Genomic DNA, 20,191 nt, shown 5'->3' on the forward strand with positions numbered 1-20,191 from the left:
CCCTTCATTTTTTAGAAGCCGCCACCATACCTAATCATGACTGGTACTACACCCAATGTCGCTTAGCATTAATGCCTTACCTTTAGGGTTTTGAATGGTAGCTTGCTCAAATGACTAGATACACCGTGTGCGACTTAGATAACTGCTTAATCAAGACTGATCTGCTGTACGAGCAGTGGCTGGTACTTCTAAAGTCAAAGCCTTGGTTTTGGGTCTTAAGTTTTTTCTGGCTTATGAAAGGCAAGGCCTTTTTCAAACACAATTTGGCTACGCACACGAAGCTTCAACCCGATTCCTTACCCTACAGATTTGAAGTGATTGATCTTCTAAAAAGAAGAGCTTCCGCAGGAGACGTTCTTATTTTAGCCTCAGCAAGTCCGGAGCCTTGGGTCCATTCAGTGGCGTCTTATCTGGGTCTATTTCGCTCAACTATAGGCAGCACCTCTTCAGACAACCGCAAAGGCTCATCAAAACTTCGCGCAATCCAAGATCTCTCTCAAGGTGTTGAATTCTCGTATATTGCCGATGCTCCGGTGGACCTTGAGATATGGAAAGAGTCTCAAGAAATCGTAGCGGTTAATGCCTCGCCCTCCTTGAAAAATAAAATCCACACCTTAAATAAGCCAACCCAGTTTATAGAAGACGGAAATAAATCCTTATTAACACTTATCGTAAAACAGTTACGCCCCCATCAATGGATTAAAAATGTTCTAGTTTTTCTGCCTGCGCTTGCTGGCCATAGATTCCAAAGCTTAGACGTCCTGACGAATGGATTTTTAGCTTTTTTTGGGTTTTCCCTAACAGCATCATTTGTGTATATCCTTAATGACTTGCTGGATCTGTCATCAGACCGCAACCATCACAGCAAAAAAAATCGCCCCTTTGCCTCGGGAAACCTACCGCTTATTTATGGCTTCGCCCAATTACCCCTTCTATTGGCAGTTTCGCTAGGTATTGGGCTTCTTTTACCGCCTCCGTATCTTGGATGGATTCTGACCTATTTGATTTTAAATTTGGCTTATTCGCTTTATCTAAAGCAAAGCGTGGTGGTAGACATCATAATTTTGTCTTTGATGTACACCCTAAGAATCTTCGCGGGATCCGCGGCTACTGATGTTCCGGTTTCTGAATGGCTTTTAAGCTTCTCGACACTTTTCTTTTTTAGCCTTGCATGTATCAAACGCTACACGGAAATTATCCGCAGCAAGAACAAGATCACACTTGATGGGCGCGGCTATAGACAAGTTGATCATCCGATGGTGCAAAACTTAGGTGTCGGCGCCGGGCTACTTTCAATTTTGATTGTGCTTATGTATCTTCAAAGTGAAGACGTTCGCCGACTATACACCCAACCACAAAATCTTTGGTTTGCGACGCCCGTTTTACTTTTTTGGATTTCGCGCATTTGGATTTTAACCAATCGTGATGAAATCCATGACGACCCTGTGGTCTTTGCCGTTAAAGATAAAATCAGCTGGGTCTGCTTAGGTATATTGGCAGTTATCTTTGGGATATCATCATGAGCGAGTTTCCAAGTTGGGGATTTTATCCGCCGGCGAAAGATCAATCCCTTATTGAGTTAAAAACTAGATTCCACCCCCTGCCCACCAGTTCCCAAAGTATTTTGCCCCGAGGACTGGGAAGATCCTATGGCGATTCCTGCCTCAATAATGGTGGATCTTTGATTGATACTCATCTGCTAAATCATTTTATCGAGTGGGATCACCAGAACGGTGTGATTCGTTGTGAGGCCGGTGTTTCATTTGATGAAATTTTAAAACTCGTTGTTCCGAAAGGTTGGTTTTTACCTGTCACCCCGGGAACCAAGTTCGTAACCGTCGGTGGCGCGATTGCCAACGATGTGCACGGGAAAAATCATCACAAGTCCGGCAACTTTGGAAACCACATTCTTTGCTTTGAGCTGTTAAGATCATCTGGTGAGCGTCTTATATGCAGTCGCCGAGAAAATAGTGATTTATTTTTTGCGACCATTGGCGGTCTGGGGCTGACCGGGCTAATTACGTGGGCCGAGTTTAAACTTGCGCCCATCAATTCATCTTGGATCGTTCAAGAGCAAATTCAATTCCATTCGCTGGCAGAGTTTTTTCAACTGTCGATAGAGTCTGAAAAGGATTACGAGTTCACCGTATCTTGGGTTGACTGCGTAACCCCCGGAAAAGACGTTCGAGGAATCTTCATTCGGGGCAATCAAGCAAGCCCTCGCCAAGAAGCCAACTTTAAAGTTCACGCCGATCCAGGCATTAAACAGATTCCATTCTTTTTCCCTGAATGGTCTTTAAATTCGGTTAGTGTCCGGGCATTCAATGAGCTCTACTATCGCAAAAATCTTTCAAGCACTAAAACCAATGTAGTTCATTATGAACCCTTTTATTACCCCCTTGATGCTATTCACAATTGGAACCGGATTTATGGACGACGCGGTTTTTTGCAATATCAGTGCGTGGTCCCCTATAAAAACGATTCGGGCAAAGCTTTGGAAGAAATATTCTCTATCTTCAAAAAAACGCAGATGGGATCTTTCCTCGCAGTTCTTAAAACTTTCGGTGCAATCAAATCAGAAGGTCTTCTTTCATTCCCACGCGAAGGTGTTACGCTGGCACTGGATTTTGCAAAACATGGCATAGAACTTTTAGAGACCTTAGAGCTTTGTGACAAAATAGTCCGAAGTGTGGGCGGAGCCGTTTATCCAGCAAAAGACGCGCGCATGACAGCCGAAAGCTTTCACTCGTTCTTCCCAAGAGCAGAAGAATTCAAAAAACATATAGATCCCCAATTTTCATCCAGTTTTTGGAGACGCATCCTATGAAGAAAATCGTTATTATCGGAGCAACTTCTTACATTGCCCAAGACGTCGCAAAAATCTATGCCGCTGAAAAAAATGAATTTGTTTTAGTTGGACGTAATCGTCAACATCTTGAAGTTATCTCCCAAGATCTTAAAGTTCGCGGAGCCAGCCAAGTTCATATATTGACTGAAGACCTTAACCAAATATCTGAGCACGCAAAACTTGTTGATGCCATTTGGTCCCAGCTGCAAAACGTCGACATTGTTTTATTAGCGCACGGAATTTTGGGTGACCAGCGAAAAGCCGAAACGGATGCTAACGAATTTTTATCCATCATTAATAGCAATTTCGTTAGCCATGCTTCACTTATGAATTTGATTGCAGAAAAAATGAAGACGCAAAAAAAAGGCACTATCGCAGTTATTTCCTCAGTGGCCGGCGAAAGAGGAAAACAGTCCAATTATATCTATGGCGCCGCAAAAGCCGCTAAGTCCGTATTTTCAGACGGCCTTAGAAATAGACTTTTTCCCTATGGGGTTCATGTCTTGACCCTTAAATTAGGATTCGTTGATACTCCCATGACGAAGTCCTTTAAAAAGGGTCCCATCTGGGCGAAGTCCCCGACTGTTGCTAAAGGAATTGTTCACGCGATTGCAAAGAAAAAGGACTCCGTGTATCTGCCATTCTTTTGGCGCTACATCATGATGATCATCACCTCAATTCCAGAGAGAATATTTAAGAAATTAAGCCTTTAACATCTTCGCACAGCTGTCACCTCAAGGACCGCAATACTTAATGGCTGTTTTGCTTTCTTCATAATTTGCTAAAACTTTTAGCGCTTCCCAACGCACGTCGCGCACCCATTCCTTTTGGGAAATCTGCTCAAAGTGATCGTAGGCTTCAAGACAGATGCTAGATTCGTCGTTACAATTTATATATCGAAGGTTTTCGCAGGCAATACCAATGCGACGAACAGCAAGTGCGCGAGAGGTCTCATCTGGATGAACGGCCTTTGTTCCGGCGCCTAAGATTTCGTCGAGCAGGAATCGAACCGTCTTTTCGGCGTCCGCCCGTCCAATAGGAGCAAAAGGTCTTATTTTCTCGACCACCACCCTGGACACTGTACTTCCGCGAACTCTATGCGCATCGAGAATTAGGCCGAGACTCGCAAGGTTCAAATCTAGGGACCCCATTTCCAGATCCCACGCCGCCGACCTTTGCATCATCAAACCATCCTGACCATCGCAGTAAGGTGGTTCTGCGGCCAACAAAATGCGTACGGAGCTGCTTCCCGGGAGACTCCAGACGCTTTTGATATAATCATCCCAATCACTAATAAATGAACGTCTTGATCCATCCGCCATAGTATAGTTTTGACTACAGGGCAGACGCCCTGCATTGTAACTTTCCAACCAGGGGCCTGCAGCTTCGCCGCCTTTAAAATGCGCTGAAAACGGTTTAAATAGAGATGCTTGAGCTTCATACTGCACAACTGAAATTGGGGCACCATCATCATTCAGATGGTCTGGATACATAGTGGAATCCGCCGCGTACTGCTTTAAGATATCTATAAATGAAGAATCAGTGGGAGCCAAAACCCGCAGGGCCCGCAAAGTACCGACAAATCTGCTGTAACCCACAATTTGGTGATATCCCCCTGAGGTGAGCCATCGCTGGTCCCCAATGGCTTTCAAATCCTGCAGCAATACACCTGATGATCGCTTGCACCCGAATTTTGCTATCTCTCCAACAACATTAAACAAACTATCTGGAAGGTACCCGTCTTTTCCGGGTAAGGCATCTTCCCCAATATGAGCGCTCAGTATTTGCTCTAAGTCCGTTAAACGAGCTTCATCTGCCGCACTCAAATTCTCACATTCAGCGGCCTTTAAAAATAGCGATTGCTCAGTCAGGACATTCTCGTTCTTATTCAACGCTAACGTTTCGCTGCCCTGGTTCGCAGTTTCCTTACAGCCAACTGCAAATAGTAGGGTTAGGCACATAAAACTTTGTTTCACCCAAAACCTCCCGGCGAAGTTTTATTATATCCTCCCTCATCTCCATCTAAACTATTTTCTATTTCTGTATAATTCCGAGAAAACCTGTGTCATTTAAGTCACGCATTTTTGAGAGTACTTAGGGACTCGTTGTTCTCAAAATTAGATTTTCATTGAATCTCTGTGTTGACTCCGACACTTGTCAAAGAGTCATAAAAAATAAACTAGTCGATTATTTTGGCGTTATAAGCGGCCGCAACATTAACATCGCCGCCCGACAGTTAAAGTGAACCCCGTCATTCCAATTCACATGGGTAGCATCCGCACCCGCAATACCGTTAAAGTTATCCGCAACCGACAACCCCGGCTTATTTAAAGTTTTTAGCTGTTCAATCCAATTTAAATGACGTTGATAGATATCCGGTTGTTCTAATTTTAGACGGGCTAAAAAGTCAGGGTGATAAGGAATAATCACCACCTGAACTTCAATACCCTTGGCCACCAACGCATTCATAACGTCAGAAAACTTTGTCCAGGCCTGACGACTTTGCTCTGGGCTGATCACCCCGTGTACATAGCTTTGATACAACAGGTTCACTTCTTTTTTTAAGCTTTCAGCAGTTTCATTGCCCTGATAATCCGAGCTTTGACACAGACGATAGTCAATCTCGGCCCCCGAGCCTTGGGTGATCTCGGTTTGATTGCGATTTTTTAAAAAGTGCAACGAAGCTTCCAGGTTGTTGTGATCCAAAAGTCCTTGCAACGCTAACAACTTATCGCTTACGGAAAATGAATCGTCCGCTTTTAAAAAATGCTTTAAAGCAGGTGTATTTTTAATCTTTGCATCTCGGGTTTCACCGACAAGCTCAAAATAATCCGCTAGCCAAATGACTTTGCGAAGTTTGATATTTTCTTCGGCAATTTTTAAAAACGCTAGCTTCGTGGTGGCCTCGGCCCCGGCCGCACTGAGGTTCAATGTTTTTAAACCAGAGACCTCTTGCACCCATAGAGGAGGTGTTGTCTGTCCGCGAGAAGATCCCAAGATGATCACTTCTGCGTCTGGATGAGCTAAGATTCTTTGCGCCACTTGATAATATGAATTTAAAGTCCGCTTATTTACGTCAAGTTGAGGACATTGATAATAACACTGTGGATCGACCACATAGTTAACACCGGCGATTACCGACACTATCGTTAAAACTGAAATCAATAAAGTTATGAGACTTCGTTTTGCCATCTTATGTTCCTAAAATTGGAAGTATAAAAACGGCGATTCTTCGCCCATAAACGATAAACACACCACGAATAAAAATGCCAATATCAAAGCATTTTTATAGCTCGGCTTAAACTGGATCTGCCAGGTGTTCTTAGCCATGAAAGCCGCCCCTAAAGCCACAGCCAACATCAAGAAAAAGCGATCTTTATGTTTTGTGGGAATAAGCATGATATCCCACGCATAAGATCCACCATTTAAGAAAAACACCTTTTCTAACCACATCGTCGCCACACCAAAATTGGGCGATCTAAAAAACACCCACGCCACTGAAACAAAGAGGAACGTTAAAGTCCACTGCACATATTTGTTGCGAATGACATACCACCCGCGATCTTTAAAGTAACGTTCAACGGCAAGTAGAGATCCATGCATGACTCCCCAGACGACATACGTCCAAGCAGCCCCGTGCCATAATCCACCGATGGCCATTGTCAGCATTAGATTGCGATACGTTTTAATTTTGCCAGCGCGGTTGCCGCCCAGAGAAATGTAAAGATAATCCCGCAACCAAGAAGAAAGCGTGATGTGCCAGCGCTGCCAAAATTCGGTGATTGATCGCGATTTATACGGCGACATAAAGTTCGCTGGGAACTGAATGTTCATCATTAAGCCCAATCCCACGGCCATATCCGAATAACCACTGAAATCAAAATACAGCTGCATGGTATAACCGACCATCGCAAGCCAGGCTTCTGTATTCGAAGCCATTGCCATATTTCCAACCAGTGGATCAACCACCGCGGCAATACGATCGGCGATCAACATTTTTTTAGAAAGACCAAAGACAAAGAAATAACACCCTCGCCAAAAGTTTTCGGCATTAAAAACATAGGTCTGCGGATTTTCAAGCTGCGGGACAATTTGATTATGACGGACCAAGGGGCCAGAGATTTGATGAGGGAATAATGTGACGTAACCCGCGAATTCTAACAAATGCCCATGAGCGTTTGACGTGCGACGATACACGTCGATCACGTAAGACATGGACTGGAATGTGTAAAATGAAATACCAATAGGTAAAATAAGATTCAATGCTGGCAAGATCGAAGATCCCCCCGCCATGGTAGCCACTTCGTTTAGGTTTTCAGCAAAGAAGTTATAATACTTAAAAAATCCTAAAACACTTAAGTTGGCGACGATTGAAAGCATCAACAGAGCTTTGCGCTTCCCTTGCGACGAGGTCCAAAAAATGGCCTTGGCCAAATAGAAATCCATAACCACCGTAAAGAGCAGCAAAAAGACGAAGGTGCGACTCCAATAGCAGTAAAAAACAACGCTTGAGAAAAATAAAAACCAAAGCTGAGTTCTTTTATGAGAAATAAAGAAATAACCCATCAAAGTGATAGGCAAAAACAAGAATAAGAACGCGTATGAATTAAAAAGCATTAGGGACAGAAATAATGGAAAACCAGGGCCGGCGCAAAACCTGAGTTTAAATTCATCGCCACGTCGCGTCTTTAAGGGCTATTAAGCTGAGGTCCCAGCATTCGCATCACACTTTTACAAGTAAGATGAACGCCGTCATTCCAATAACCAGACCCAAAATCATCCCCTGGCACCCCATCAAAGAAATTAAGAACCTGGACGCCGGGAGCGGCTAAGGACTCTAAGTCCGCAATCCAGTGCTTTTGATACTCTTTGGTTTCCGGATACTCGGCAGCCAGTTTCTCATTAAATTTCGGATGAAAGGGAGCAATCAACAGTACTAGCTCAATATTCTTCTCCTTCAAATGCTGAACTTGTTTTTTAAATAACTCCCAATACTCCGGACTTTGAGGCCTTTGCACGTGAGGCGAAAAAATTCGGTAAGAAGATTGGATATTCTTTTTTAAATCCCCCTGAGGGATTTCAGATTGAAAATCCATAGCCTCACACCGAGCGTAATCAATGTTTGCGCCCATTCCCTGCTCCAAAAAGAGGGGACTGGTTTTATCATTAAGCTGCTCAATCGCGGCTTCAAAAGTATTGTGATTAATGAGCGTTTCTAAAATCAAACCCCAGTTTTGGATCGGATTTTTCTGGGTGATGTCTTTGATATGTGCTTGCAACGACGGGGTTAGTTTCATTTTTATATCTGTAAATGAAGGTACTAAGTCCAGATAATCCGCAAGCCAGATTACTTTTTTTACTTTAGAACCCGCATCTAGCGAAACATTTAAAACCGACATCTTATAAAGCAGGTCCCCACCACTTTGAGACAGATTGACCGTTTTTTTCCCCGTCATACCTTGGATCCAGTGCGGTGGTGTGGTTTCACCACGCGAAGACCCGAGAACCAAAATCTCGGCATCGGCATTTGCCATCGCAGTTTGGGCCACTTTGTAATAAACATTCTGGGTTCGTTTGGTTAGGTCAACTTTCGGACAGTGATAATAGCACAATGGATCCACCGCATAGTCGAACGACATAAGCGCCAAGCTTAAAATAAGTGCGAATCCAAAAATCCAGAAAATTGACCGTTTCGTGTTCAACCTCGAAGCTAAAACCACTTTTATTCAAATAGCTTTAGAAGAAAAACCTTTCCAAGGCAAAAGCTTCTTTCTTCTTTTGCTTTTATCTCGAATCAAGCTACCATAAAACCCTAAGGAGCACCAAGATGACCTTCCTCGTCGTCCCCTGCTACAACGAAGAAAAGCGGTTAGACATTAAAGCCTTTCAAAAAGCTTTAAGTCCGGATTTGCACATCCTCTTTGTCGACGACGGCTCGAAAGATCGCACCGTGCAAATGTTAAAAGATAATTTCGGCAACAACCCTTACGCCCACATTTTGCCGCTAGCAAAAAATGGCGGCAAAGCCCAAGCCGTGCGTTTAGGGGTTCTGCATTTATTAAAAATCCCTGAGGCGCAAAAAGCCGACTGGTGGGGTTTTTGGGATGCCGATCTTTCCACCGACCTAAATGAAATTCCGCAATTTCTGATTTATCAAAAAACCTTCGCGCCGCAAGCTTCGGTCATTTGTGGCAGCCGCGTTTATAGACTTGGATCAAAGATCCGCAGATCTGCTTTACGCCATTACCTGGGCCGCGGATTTGCCACGATCGTCGCTCACGCCCTGCAGGTGGAAGCTTACGACACCCAATGTGGAGCAAAACTTTTTAAGCCCTTCTTAGCCGAAAAAGGCTTCCAAGAAAGCTTTATCAGTCCTTGGATTTTTGATATCGAAGTCCTATTAAGAATCGGCCAAGACCACGCCGTGGAATACCCGTTAGCTAAATGGGAGGACGTGCCGGGGTCTAAGGTCAAAATTGGCCGTGAGATCTTTCGCGTTTTAAGGGATATCTGGCTTATCCGCCAAAAATACGTGTCCAAGTTTTAGCCATCCTTAAGGTTTCTTCATCCCCCGAAGGGCAAAGTGGAAACCGCCTCTGATTTAGGGTAAAACAGCTCCATTCAAATAACAAATACGGAGTCCCCCGCTATGAAAAAACAGGTTCTCGCCTTAGTTGGTTGCGTATTATTGCTTTCTGCTTGCTCTGAAAGTTCAGACAAGACCCCGAAAATTAATATTATGGCTAAACCCGCAAACCCCGCTTCAAACTCTTACGTTGCTGACGTTTTTAGAACGGTGAATGAGTCAAGTGCGTATGTTCCTTCGGAAGACGCGATCTATGACAAAAAAATTCAAAACAACACTGAGGTCACAGACCTTAAGGGATCGGAACAACAGCGCGAAGCTTTAAATAAGCTAAATTCCACAGGCCGTCAGTTTGTGGATAAAGTAAAATCAACTTGCACCGTTAACAATCCAACCGTCTCAAACTCTGGCGAGCTAAAATCCGGCTCTACCATTGTCGCTAAAATGTCGTCTTCAACTACAGGTAAAAACTGTGCCCTTGAACTTAGCACTGACGTATCGGCGTCGGTTTTCTTTAATGAAGTCAGCACTCGTGGTTCACAGCTTTCTGATATCAATCGCGCCGCAGCGACTTTGACTTTAACGGCGACAAACCGTCGTTTCTTGCGCGACGAACGCATTATCGCGGCTTCAAATTTAAAAGAGCTAGCGATCAACGTCAGCGCGAGTGCCTATGGTTCGATTGACGGGAATAAAAAAGTAGCGAGTGCCAACGCCAGCCTTGATGGCGACATTAAATTGGTTCTAGCCAACGGTGAAGTGATCTCCGGTCCTATCAACGGGATCTTCGGATTGTCAGCCAACGGAGAAAATTCAGCCAAAGTTGAAATGACTGTCTTATTTAAAGGCTCTTCACCCAAAGGTGACATCTGGTTGGGCATGCAATTCCGTGATCAAAAAGCCGAGATCTATCTTAACGGCCAAAAGATCTCTGAATCTTCAAGCACCAGACAGTTGACCGACGCTTTTGAAAGCACGGCGAAATCTTTAGAGATGCAGTTTTAATTGCCGTAATATTTCTTCCTCACTGGTACCGTTAAAATAAGCGCGGTACCAGGTGACAGCCGCCTTAATAGACTCTTCGACACTCAAAACGGGCTGCCAACCCAAATCTTGCAAAGCCAAATCGCTATTCATCGTCCCATGAACCGACGTGGCTTTAGAACTTAAAGCCACCCCTTCAACCGAACCCATCCAAGAGCGTTTTATCAACTCTAAAGCATCGCCCACTGTCGCCATCGAATTTGAACCCAAGTTGTAAGTCGGCGCAAGCTTTGGACCCCGCTCAAGTAATTTTTCTGCCAGTAATAACAAACCCCGCACTTGATCCAAAACATGAATCCACGACCGCATGGAAGAAGGATGACGCAAAACCATCGGCCCCCCACCCCGCACACTTTCAACCGCTTCGCGCATGAAAGACTTTAAAGCAAAATCTCCGCCGCCAACCCCCGCCCCCAGACGAGCGGTCGCGAGCGCAATTTTATGTTTGTTGTACTTGTCAGGATTAAAAAAACTGTGACGATAAGACAGCGTCACAAGCTCTGAACACAGCCGCGCGGTGGGTAAAATCTCATACGCGCCAAGGGCTGAGTCCTCAACCGACGGCACCACTGCGGGTCGCGCATAAACCTTATCCGAACTTGCCACCACCAGGGCGCGCACCGAGGCAGTTTCGCGCAAAAGCTCTAACAAGTTGGCAGTACCGACAACGGATTTCGCAATTAATTCAGGACTTTTGCGATCTTCTTCAAACAAAAATCCCAACTCTCCTAAATGCAGAACAATATCACTTTGCGCGAAATTTAAAGTATCACTTAAACTTTTCTCGTCGCGAATATCGGCGTAAGTCATCGATATTTTTTGCGCCAAGCCCGAGACATCAAATAAACTGAGAGCTTCAGAAGAGGCTTCCCCAAAGCCAAACACCTGAGCCCCTAGATAAGTCAGACTTAAACACGTCCATGCCCCCAAAAAAGACGTCGGCGAAGTGACAAAGACTCTTTTCCCCTGCCAGAATTCGCGACTTAGAGACATTAATGATTTCCTGAAAGACTTTGTTCGATACCTTCAAGGCGATGTTCGGGCTGAACCCATTTGGCTAAGACTTGCCCCTGATACTGCCAGTAAAATCCCACAGGTTCCGCGTCATAAATGGCGACGCGCAATTGACCGTTTTTTTCGGTGGCCTTCATTTTTAACAAAGTTTGCGCCAAAGAATCGGGACTGAGCTTCCCAGCGGCGGCCGAAGGTGTACAATGTTCCTCGTACATCCGAGCGAGTAAACTTAACTCAACAAGGTTAAAAAGAGAGTCCCGGATCAGATATTTATCGTCATGCAGTGATTTCATAGACCTCAAGGCTAACGCGACACCACCATGACATCCAAGTGAATTCTTATTAACGTGGGAGCCCATGGAGCAACAAAAGATCCCCATCCAAGCCAATGTCAGCGATGACCGTCGCAGCGAAGGTTACGTCAACGTCGTGTATTTTAATCCCGCCGCCCGGATGAAAGAAGCTTTAAAAAAGCTCGCTCTTTTTTGGGGAATCGCGATTGTATCTGTCGCCTTGCCGGTTGTGCACTTTGTAACCGTGCCTTTGTTTTTTTGCTTAGGAATTTTCTTTGCCTATCGCACTTATAAAAGTGAAGGTCGTGTGATCGAAGGTCTTACTCGCTGCCCGCACTGTGAAAACGAAGTGCCTATTAAGCCCGCCGAACTTCAATGGCCTCTGACGGAAATCTGCCAAAATTGCGCACGCGTGGTGCGTATCGAAAGAAAATAGATTGAGTCCTCAATGAAGTTTATTAAGCTTAATCCATGATGAAATTTTTCTCGCTCTTTTTAACTGCCACTTTTTTATCGTCTCCTAGCTTGGCCCAAGACATGATGTCAGGCTTAACTCCACCCAAGTTTCAAAAAGTCACTTTGGGATATGTCGGCGTTTTTCACAAAAAAGCGCAGTTCCCGAATGAAGAAGCCGCCGTCCGCTTTCAAGCTTTCGACATGTCCGCCCCCATCATTCGCGATGACACCGAGTCTTGGACCGCCTCACTTGCCGGCAATGAACTGGCGGTGAATCCTACACAAGGTGAGCTTTCAAGATTTTATGATCTAAAAGTCGGCTTAGGTTACACCAAAGCGCTGGATGACAAACGTTTATGGTCGGCTTCGATTCGTTATGGCTCGGCCAGTGATCGCCTTTTTGCCAATCCCAGTGTTTCAACCATAGGGGCAACGTGGTTCTATTCTTATCCCAAAGACGAAACCGCACGCTGGTTGTTCTTAGTGGATTATTCAAACAACCGGCCGATTTTAAACAATATCCCGCTGCCAGGATTCGCTTATTTTTACACCCCATCCAAAACCTTTAAACTGGCCGTGGGCGCTCCATTTGCTTCGGTGACTTGGGACTTTCACGAATACTGGGGACTAGAGGGTTTCACCCTTGTTCCATGGGTGGTGAAAGGGAATATCTACTATCGCGTCAATGACTTTGCCAAGCTCTACGCCGGCTTAGACTTTTCACAAATCACTTATTATCGGGCAGACCGAACAAACAACAAAGAACGAGTTTTTTATGATGAGAAAAAACTGTTCCTCGGTGCAAAATCTCCGCTCTCTAAAAATATTCTTGCGGACTTTGAAGTGGGACACGCTTTTGATCGGGCGTTTTTTGAAGCCGAAGAGTACGAAATTGATCCAGAAAACCCCACTACTATTGCCAACGCGTTTTATGCTAAGCTATCCTTAAGGCTGTTCTTCTAAGCTTGGTGGTAGTAAATGGAATTTCATCTTGAAGGTCCGATCAGTGAAAAGACCGAAATCTTTAGTCAGGACGTGCGCAAAGCCACAAGCCTGACATTAGATCTGCACAGAGTGACCTTTATTAACTCTATCGGAGTTAAAAATTGGATCACATGGATGATGTCGGTCCCCACAAACTGCAAGATCGAATTGCGTAACTGCCCGTTTGTGATCATTTCTCAAATTAACATGGTTCAAGGATTCTTACCAAAGACCGCGCGTGTGCAAAGCTTCTTTGCTCCTTACGTGGATGAAAATGGGGATGAGCTGATCCGCCATCTTACGCGCGGGGTGGATTATGAATATGCCAACGGCGCCACCCCGGCGGTTTTGACTTTTGTGGAAAATTATATCGATCCACAGACAAAACAAGAATACGAACCGGATTTTGTGCCTAGTAAGATCACAAAGTTTTTGACGGACGTCTAAATTAAAAATCTATCCGAAACGACCGGTGATATAGTTTTCTGTACGGCGGTCTTTAGGATTTGTAAAAATCTGATCACTTTCCCCAAACTCAATCAAATCACCTAAATACATAAAGGCCGTGTAATCAGAAACGCGCGCGGCTTGATGCAGACTGTGGGTCACAATCGCGATCGTGACATCTTTACGAAGTTCCCCAATAAGTTCTTCAATATGTCGAGTAGAAATAGGATCTAACGCCGAAGTCGGTTCATCCAATAATAAGATCTCAGGCTCTGTCGCTAAAGCTCGTGCGATACACAAACGCTGTTGCTGGCCGCCGGAAAGTGCGGTCGCGGGTGTGTGCAAGCGGTCTTTAACTTCATTCCAAAGCCCGGCTTGTTGCAAAGATTTTTCCACGCGCTCTTCAATAAAACTTTTCTTTTTTACGCCGCGAACTTTAAGTCCGTAAGCCACATTTTCGTAAATACTTTTAGGAAATGGATTTGGTTTTTGAAAAACCATCCCGATACGCATGCGGACTTCCATCGGATCAATTTCTTTACCTAAAATATTTCTTTGATCCGGGTGAAGCAAGATTTCACCTTGATAGTTCGCATTTGGATAAAGGTCATGCATACGGTTAAAACAACGCAATAACGTGGTCTTACCGCAACCCGAGGGGCCAATCAACGCGGTCACACGATCTTCATAAACCGGCAAAGTCACACCGTTAAGAACTTTTTTATCCCCGTAAGAGAACAGCAAATTTTTTACTTCAGCACGCAGTTTTAATTCCATGAATTACCACTTCATCTTTTTACGGAAACGAGAGCGCAAATAAATCGCCCCGCCGTTCATAATTAAAGTCATCAAAAGCAAAATCACACCCGTCGCCGCCGCATTCACGTGGAATTCTGGCTGCGGACGCGAGAGCCAGTTAAACATCTGGATCGGCATCACGGTAAAAGGATCCATCAACCATTTGAAATTCAAAAACGGAAAATGCCCTTCCACCGGCGGCGTCGGCAAAAAAGCAATAAAGGTCAACGCACCGATGGTAATTAACGGAGCCGTTTCCCCAATCGCGCGCGATAAAGAAATAATAACCCCGGTTAAGATACCGCCTGAAGAATAAGGCAAGATATGATAGCGGATGGTTTGCCATTTACTAGCTCCCATGGCGTAGCTGGCTTCGCGGATGGTATTTGGAATCGCGCGAATGGCTTCACGCGTGGTCACGATAATGATCGGCAAAACAAGCAAACCTAAAGTCAGTCCGGCCGTCAGAATACTTTGACCTAATTTAAGCTTATAGACAAACAAACCCAACGCCATCAGACCGTAGGTGATCGACGGAATACCGGCAAGGTTGATAATATTGAGCTCAATTAAATGCGAAATCCAATTTTTTTTAGAATATTCCTCTAAGTAAACACCCGCGGCCACGCCTAATGGGATGGCACAAAACGCGGTGGTCAGCATAATACAGAACGACCCCACCCATGCCGACAAAATCCCCGCGCGCTCCGCAAACCGGGATGGAAAGTTCGTAAAGAAATCAAAATTAATACGCGGAACACCGGTCACGGCCAAATCCACGATCAGCGCTAAAAGTGTGATCAGCGCAAACAACAAAGACATAAGCCCCATCATCGCAAAGACAAAGTCCCAGAACTGACGGCGCTTGATATTGGCAAGAATATCTTGGTTTGCTTCCATCTATTCTCTCTCCTGAAATTTTTTGCGCAAATAAAGACCCACGATATTAAAACACAATGTCAGCAGCAAAAGACTTAAACCCGCGACGTAAATCGACTGATAACCAATGGATCCGTGCGGCAAATCCCCCAGACTTACTTGCACGATAAAGGCGGTGATCGTCGCTGCCGGCTCTGTCGGATTTAGGGTCAAATTCGGCTGCATCCCCGCGGCAATCGCGACAACCATGGTTTCCCCCAAGGCGCGCGAGATACCTAAAATATAAGCGGACGTGATCCCTGAAAAGGCCGCCGGAATCACGACTCTGAAGGCCGTTTGCATACGTGAGGCCCCGACCGCAAACGAAGCTTCGCGCAAATGGTTTGGAACCGTGCGCATAGCATCTTCACTTAAGGAACTCACATAAGGAACAATCATCATCCCGATCACAAGGCCCGCACTTAGAACGTTAAATCCGCCTAACGACGGAATGAGTTTTTGCAAAAGAGGTGTCACAAATAAAAGGGCAAAATAACCATACACGACCGTGGGGACCGCCGCTAAGAGCTCTAAAATGGGTTTTAAAACTTCGCGCGCCGAAGGTCTCACGTATTCACTTAAAAAAGCTGCGGCCACGGTTCCCAATGGAATGGCCACCGTCAAAGCAATAATTGTGGAAAGAAAAGTTCCACACAACAGAGGCAAGATTCCATAACGAGGATTTTCAAAAAGTGGTGTCCACTGCGTGTCGGTTAAGAAATCAATCACCGACACATGCGCGAAAAACGGAATACTTTCCGTCACCAGAATTCCCACAATCCCCACCGTAACAAGGACTGAAGAAGCAGCGGCAAAAAATAAAACCGTCTCGATAAGACGTTCTCTTAAACGACGCATCCGCCGGACCGGGTGGTCGGCGGACGTAAATTCAGAAAGTTTTTTAAGTTGATTCTTACTCACAGAATTACAATGAGCCTTCTCGTTTCATCAGATCTTCAATCTTAAGACCGATCTCAGAATGTCCCCCGAAAACGGTGCCCAGCTTGTTTTCTTTGACATGCTTTTTACCGATTTCATAAGCCTTCGCGGGCAACGGCACGTATTTGACTTCGGGAACGATTTTCGCGGCATTGCTTAAATAGAAGTTCACGAAATCTTTGATCTCTGTTTTTTTCAAAGACGCTTCGCTGACATAGATAAACACCGGACGAGACAGCGGGAAGTAAGTGCCCGTCTCAACCGTTTCACGCGAAGGTAAAACTGCTTCGTTCTTTTTTGGCGCTTTATCGCCACCAATGATCGCTAGCGCGTTGAGCTTTGTTTTATTTTCCTCAAAATAAGCTAAAGGAATATAACCGATCGCGTATTGGTCATTAGCCACACCAGTGACGAGAGTGTTGTCGTCTTCACTGGCTGTGTAATCGCCGCGCGAAGATTTAGATTTTCCCACAACGGCTTCCGTGAAATAGTCAAAAGTTCCCGAGTCCGCCCCGGCACCGTAAAGTTTCATATTTTCTTTCGGCCAAGCGGGGTTGATATCGCTCCATTTCATGATTTTGCCTTGAGCTGCGGGTTCCCACATTTTTTTAAGGTCCGACACAGAGATGGATTTAAGCCATGTATTCTTTTTACCTACGATCACAGCAGTTGCGTCATAAGCAATAGGGATTTCAAGGAATTTGATGCCCGCTTTACGGCAAGCTTCAAGCTCTGAAGTTTGAATAGGACGAGAAGCATCTTGGATATCGATTTCGCCACGGCAGAATTTTTTAAATCCGCCACCGGTACCAGAAATACCCACGGTCACGCGAACTTTGCCTTTTTGGGCTGTTTGAAATTCTTCCGCCATTGCCTCGGTGATGGGGAACACGGTGCTGGATCCATCGATTTTGATCACCGGCACTTGAGCGTGGGCGAAGAGGCCTAAAAATAATGACACGGCGATAATCAGTTTATTCAACATAAAAAGCGGTCTCCTGTTGGGATATAGGTCTAGCACCGTTCAATAGCCATGTATTGTTAAGGTTTCATTGAGATTTAGCTGTTTCGCGTTAGCCGAAGTTTATGTAAACTCCATTTCGTATGCATAAAAAGTATCTCTTGGATCCCAATAGCATTTTCATCAAAATCAACCACGCTATTGCTAATAGCGTTTATATCTTTGATGTGGACGATAGCGTGCTAGTTTGGCTTTCAGATCGAGGACAAGAGCTGATAGGCCTCACTTTAAAGGACATCCAGGCGCTGGGCCCCGCCTATGTAGAAAAGATAATGCATCCAGACGATTTGCCCAAGCTTATAGCGACGATCCGAAATATCGGCAGCATCCAAGACGATAAACCGATTCTTTTGGAATACCGCCTGCGCCATCCGAACGGCAGTTTTAATTGGGTGCATGATCGCATCACCGTTTTTTCTAGAAAAGAAAATGGCGAAGTGGAATCCGTCTTAGGGGTCGTGACTTTGGTGAACAGCCTCAAACGTCGAGAACAAGAACAGCTTAAAATCATCGAAAAACTAAACCTGTCGCTTTCGGCCGCAAAAATGGGAACCTGGGAGTGGGACTTAGAAAAAAATGTGCTGCATTGGGATGATCGTATGTACGACATTCATGATGTGGATCCCGCCACGGCCAAGCCCCCGGTGGAAGAAGTGTGGGCCCGAGCTGATCGCTCAGACATGGAGCAAGTAAATATCAAAGTTCAAGAGGCGGCAGAAAAGCGCCAGGATTTTTACGTCACCTATCGCACGAAATATCGCAACGATGAAATCCACCACATTCGCGTTTACGGACGATTTATTTCATCCTTAAACATCAATCGAATGTATGGTGTCGCCTGGGATTCGACCGAAGAAATTAAAACCGAACAAGAAGCGGCGGAAGCCAAAGCGCGCTTGATTTCTTCCACTAAAATGGCGGCATTAGGTGAAATGTCTGGCGGGATTGCTCATGAAATCAATAACCCCCTCACCGTCATTCAAGCTCGCGCGTTTCAATTAAATCAAATGGTTGAACAAAATAAGCTTGATCCCGCGAAAGTAAAACAGGCCGCCGAAAGTATTAGTCGCACGGCGGATAAGATCGCCAAAATCATTAAATCCTTGCGCTCCTTTGCCCGCGAAGGAACCTATGATCCCTTTGAGGTCGTCGCCGTCAACCGCTTGATTGAAGAGACTTTAGAGTTTTGCCGCACACGATTTTACAATCACGGTGTGGAGATTGAAGTCGGCCCTATTGATCCCGATTTAGAGATCGAATGTCGAGTCATCCAAATTGAACAAGTGCTTTTAAATCTGCTCAATAATTCTTTTGATGCCATTCAAAATCTGGAGGATCGATGGATCCGTATAAATGTTAAAGACATGGATGAAGAAGGTATTGAAATCATCGTGACGGATTCCGGGGCCGGCATTGCGCCGGATTTGCAAGATCAAATCATGATGCCATTTTTTACGACCAAAGAAGTCGGTAAAGGCACAGGATTAGGTTTAAGTATTTCTAGCGGGATCATTCGCAGCCACAAGGGCTCATTGCGCTTAGACCCCGTCAGTGAAAACACCACTTTTGTGGTGCAGTTGCCAAAATTTCAAGAAAACTTAGATCACTGACAGCGAGAACAAACGCCAAAAAAATCCAGGCGATGAGAGACTTGTTTATAGCCCATGCCTTCCACCGTTTTGATATGACTTTCTAAATCACAGATATGCAGGGGTTCCACCCTTTGGCAATGGCGGCAGATCACGTGATGGTGGTGATGGCCGGACTCCAAAGCCAATTCAAAACGAGCCACCCCGTCACCAAATTCTTGGCGCGTGACCAAAAGCACTTCTTCAAATTTCTTTAATATCCGATAGATCGTAACTAGGTCGGCCCCTTCAGATTTTGAATCGAATTTTTTAAAAATCTCGTCGGCCGAAATAGGCTCTGGATGGGCCAGCAAAATCTTAAGCACCTGACTGCGCTGTTGGGTGACTTTCATCCCCCCATTGCGCATTCGCGTGTGAAGCGAATCCATATCGATATTTTTTCGTTCGGTGCCACATTTGCTCATGACTCAGGAATCTACCCTAAGTCGCCATCAAAATCCACCCTCTAAGCCTGATTTCTAAGGCGTTCTAAGCTATTTAGGCCGTAAAACGAATAGGCGAAAGCTGAGAACACCGGAAGTAAAATAAAAGCGAAAGGAATATATGAGGCAAAGACTAAAAGAGCACCTAAACCCCAAAGTCCGGCGGATTGTTTTTTTGCGATAAGCACCCGTTCTTCCTTAGAGGCATAGTCTTGCAGGACATCATAAACAAAAATCTTTTTATTCATCCAGATCACTAAAATCGCCGGAATCACCAGTGGCATTCCAGGAATAAGCCACAGCGGAAGAGTCAGGAAGAATAAAACCACAAAGACGGTCAAGGTTTGGAGTGAATTCGCTAAGCTTCCTAAGGTCGATCCGCCTTTTTTCTTTTCTAGGTTTGAGAAATACTTCACCGCCACTTCACGTTGCACTAAAGGGGTTACAAAGATCGACGTCACCAATAACACCGCAACAAAAAGCACCGGAATAAAGACCATCAACAAAAATGCGCTAGAAAAAATGGCCGGTAAAGCCTCGCGATTTCCCACCAGCACCTCCCCTAACCACTGCACCCACGCCCAGTTAGAAAAAGTATGCGTCACGCTGACAGAGAGCGAATTCCAAAAGACAATCAGGAGGACGGAGAGTAAAAAACCGGTTAAAAGTGGGGGGCATAAAACCACAAACCACGTGCGAAAATTGAAGAGGGCTTTGATTGCTTGCTGTAATGACTTTATGACCATGATGCGTTTATGATATTATGAATTCT

The 20,191-nt window shown here is 45.0% G+C and carries 21 protein-coding genes; 9 read left to right on the top strand and 12 right to left on the bottom strand.

The window, feature by feature from the left end:
• The first annotated feature begins 110 nt into the window (after positions 1–110).
• Genes AZI86_RS11130 through AZI86_RS11140 form a run of 3 tightly spaced genes read left to right on the top strand, consistent with a single transcriptional unit; the run spans position 111 to position 3,561 of the window.
• A complete protein-coding gene (locus AZI86_RS11130) occupies positions 111–1,523 on the top strand; it encodes a UbiA family prenyltransferase (RefSeq protein WP_081111894.1) in 1,413 nt (470 codons plus the stop codon).
• A complete protein-coding gene (locus AZI86_RS11135) occupies positions 1,520–2,827 on the top strand; it encodes an FAD-binding oxidoreductase (protein ID WP_061835265.1) in 1,308 nt (435 codons plus the stop codon). Before AZI86_RS11130 ends, AZI86_RS11135 begins: the two co-directional genes overlap by 4 nt.
• Positions 2,824–3,561: an SDR family oxidoreductase gene (locus AZI86_RS11140; protein WP_061835266.1), complete on the top strand. Its 738-nt coding sequence runs from the start codon at positions 2,824–2,826 to the stop codon at positions 3,559–3,561. Before AZI86_RS11135 ends, AZI86_RS11140 begins: the two co-directional genes overlap by 4 nt.
• A gap of 21 nt (positions 3,562–3,582) precedes the next feature.
• Here AZI86_RS11140 and AZI86_RS11145 read toward each other — a convergent pair whose 3' ends face one another.
• The 4 genes from AZI86_RS11145 to AZI86_RS11160 form a co-directional block, all read right to left on the bottom strand.
• A complete protein-coding gene (locus AZI86_RS11145; RefSeq protein ID WP_061835267.1) occupies positions 3,583–4,824 on the bottom strand; it encodes a hypothetical protein in 1,242 nt (413 codons plus the stop codon).
• 211 nt (positions 4,825–5,035) lie between these two features.
• Positions 5,036–6,040 (bottom strand): hypothetical protein, encoded by a 1,005-nt coding sequence (locus tag AZI86_RS11150; RefSeq protein WP_061835268.1) that lies wholly within the window; start codon positions 6,038–6,040, stop codon positions 5,036–5,038.
• Between the two features lie 9 nt (positions 6,041–6,049).
• Complete coding sequence (locus tag AZI86_RS11155) at positions 6,050–7,465, bottom strand: MBOAT family O-acyltransferase (protein ID WP_061835269.1); 1,416 nt, start codon at positions 7,463–7,465, stop codon at positions 6,050–6,052.
• Positions 7,466–7,536: 71 nt separating this feature from the next.
• The gene (locus AZI86_RS11160) at positions 7,537–8,487 is read right to left on the bottom strand and encodes a hypothetical protein (RefSeq protein WP_157684689.1); all 951 of its coding nucleotides are present in this window, start codon (positions 8,485–8,487) and stop codon (positions 7,537–7,539) included.
• A gap of 188 nt (positions 8,488–8,675) precedes the next feature.
• Between AZI86_RS11160 and AZI86_RS11165 the strand changes: the two genes are divergently transcribed.
• Together AZI86_RS11165 and AZI86_RS11170 are read left to right on the top strand one after the other, a co-directional pair.
• Positions 8,676–9,395 carry a glycosyltransferase gene (locus AZI86_RS11165; protein WP_061835271.1) on the top strand — a complete coding sequence of 240 codons (720 nt, stop codon included), beginning with the start codon at positions 8,676–8,678 and terminating at the stop codon, positions 9,393–9,395.
• 102 nt (positions 9,396–9,497) lie between these two features.
• On the top strand, positions 9,498–10,439 hold the full coding sequence (locus tag AZI86_RS11170) for a hypothetical protein (RefSeq protein ID WP_061835272.1): 942 nt from the start codon (positions 9,498–9,500) through the stop codon (positions 10,437–10,439).
• Here the strand turns inward: AZI86_RS11170 and AZI86_RS11175 are convergent.
• On the bottom strand, positions 10,422–11,471 hold the full coding sequence (locus tag AZI86_RS11175; protein ID WP_061835273.1) for an NAD-dependent epimerase/dehydratase family protein: 1,050 nt from the start codon (positions 11,469–11,471) through the stop codon (positions 10,422–10,424). The genes AZI86_RS11170 and AZI86_RS11175 overlap by 18 nt on opposite strands.
• Entirely contained in the window at positions 11,471–11,785 is a 315-nt protein-coding gene (locus AZI86_RS11180) for a hypothetical protein (protein ID WP_061835508.1), read from the bottom strand. The genes AZI86_RS11175 and AZI86_RS11180 overlap by 1 nt, the downstream gene beginning before the upstream one ends.
• A gap of 64 nt (positions 11,786–11,849) precedes the next feature.
• Between AZI86_RS11180 and AZI86_RS11185 the strand changes: the two genes are divergently transcribed.
• Genes AZI86_RS11185 through AZI86_RS11195 form a run of 3 tightly spaced genes read left to right on the top strand, consistent with a single transcriptional unit; the run spans position 11,850 to position 13,672 of the window.
• Positions 11,850–12,221: a hypothetical protein gene (locus AZI86_RS11185; protein WP_061835274.1), complete on the top strand. Its 372-nt coding sequence runs from the start codon at positions 11,850–11,852 to the stop codon at positions 12,219–12,221.
• A gap of 35 nt (positions 12,222–12,256) precedes the next feature.
• Entirely contained in the window at positions 12,257–13,204 is a 948-nt protein-coding gene (locus AZI86_RS11190; RefSeq protein WP_061835275.1) for a hypothetical protein, read from the top strand.
• A 15-nt stretch (positions 13,205–13,219) separates the two neighbouring features.
• Complete coding sequence (locus tag AZI86_RS11195) at positions 13,220–13,672, top strand: hypothetical protein (RefSeq protein WP_061835276.1); 453 nt, start codon at positions 13,220–13,222, stop codon at positions 13,670–13,672.
• A 9-nt stretch (positions 13,673–13,681) separates the two neighbouring features.
• On the opposite strand, the gene pstB is transcribed toward AZI86_RS11195, so the two are convergent.
• The 4 genes from pstB to AZI86_RS11215 form a co-directional block, all read right to left on the bottom strand.
• Positions 13,682–14,449: a phosphate ABC transporter ATP-binding protein PstB gene (gene pstB, locus AZI86_RS11200; protein WP_061835277.1), complete on the bottom strand. Its 768-nt coding sequence runs from the start codon at positions 14,447–14,449 to the stop codon at positions 13,682–13,684.
• Positions 14,450–14,452: 3 nt separating this feature from the next.
• The gene (gene pstA, locus AZI86_RS11205) at positions 14,453–15,370 is read right to left on the bottom strand and encodes a phosphate ABC transporter permease PstA (RefSeq protein ID WP_061835278.1); all 918 of its coding nucleotides are present in this window, start codon (positions 15,368–15,370) and stop codon (positions 14,453–14,455) included.
• Entirely contained in the window at positions 15,371–16,246 is an 876-nt protein-coding gene (gene pstC, locus AZI86_RS11210) for a phosphate ABC transporter permease subunit PstC (protein ID WP_061835509.1), read from the bottom strand.
• A 67-nt stretch (positions 16,247–16,313) separates the two neighbouring features.
• On the bottom strand, positions 16,314–17,312 hold the full coding sequence (locus AZI86_RS11215; RefSeq protein WP_061835279.1) for a PstS family phosphate ABC transporter substrate-binding protein: 999 nt from the start codon (positions 17,310–17,312) through the stop codon (positions 16,314–16,316).
• A gap of 119 nt (positions 17,313–17,431) precedes the next feature.
• Between AZI86_RS11215 and AZI86_RS11220 the strand changes: the two genes are divergently transcribed.
• Positions 17,432–18,958, top strand: coding sequence for a PAS domain-containing protein (locus AZI86_RS11220; protein WP_061835280.1), 1,527 nt, complete (start codon positions 17,432–17,434; stop codon positions 18,956–18,958).
• Here AZI86_RS11220 and AZI86_RS11225 read toward each other — a convergent pair.
• Positions 18,952–19,365, bottom strand: a complete 414-nt coding sequence (locus AZI86_RS11225) for a Fur family transcriptional regulator (RefSeq protein ID WP_253715891.1) — start codon at positions 19,363–19,365, stop codon at positions 18,952–18,954. The genes AZI86_RS11220 and AZI86_RS11225 overlap by 7 nt on opposite strands.
• 77 nt (positions 19,366–19,442) lie before the next feature.
• Entirely contained in the window at positions 19,443–20,165 is a 723-nt protein-coding gene (locus tag AZI86_RS11230; RefSeq protein WP_061835282.1) for an EI24 domain-containing protein, read from the bottom strand.
• Positions 20,166–20,191 lie beyond the last annotated feature (26 nt).

It is taken from the genome of Bdellovibrio bacteriovorus (genome assembly GCF_001592735.1).
GTDB lineage: Bacteria > Bdellovibrionota > Bdellovibrionia > Bdellovibrionales > Bdellovibrionaceae > Bdellovibrio > Bdellovibrio bacteriovorus_D.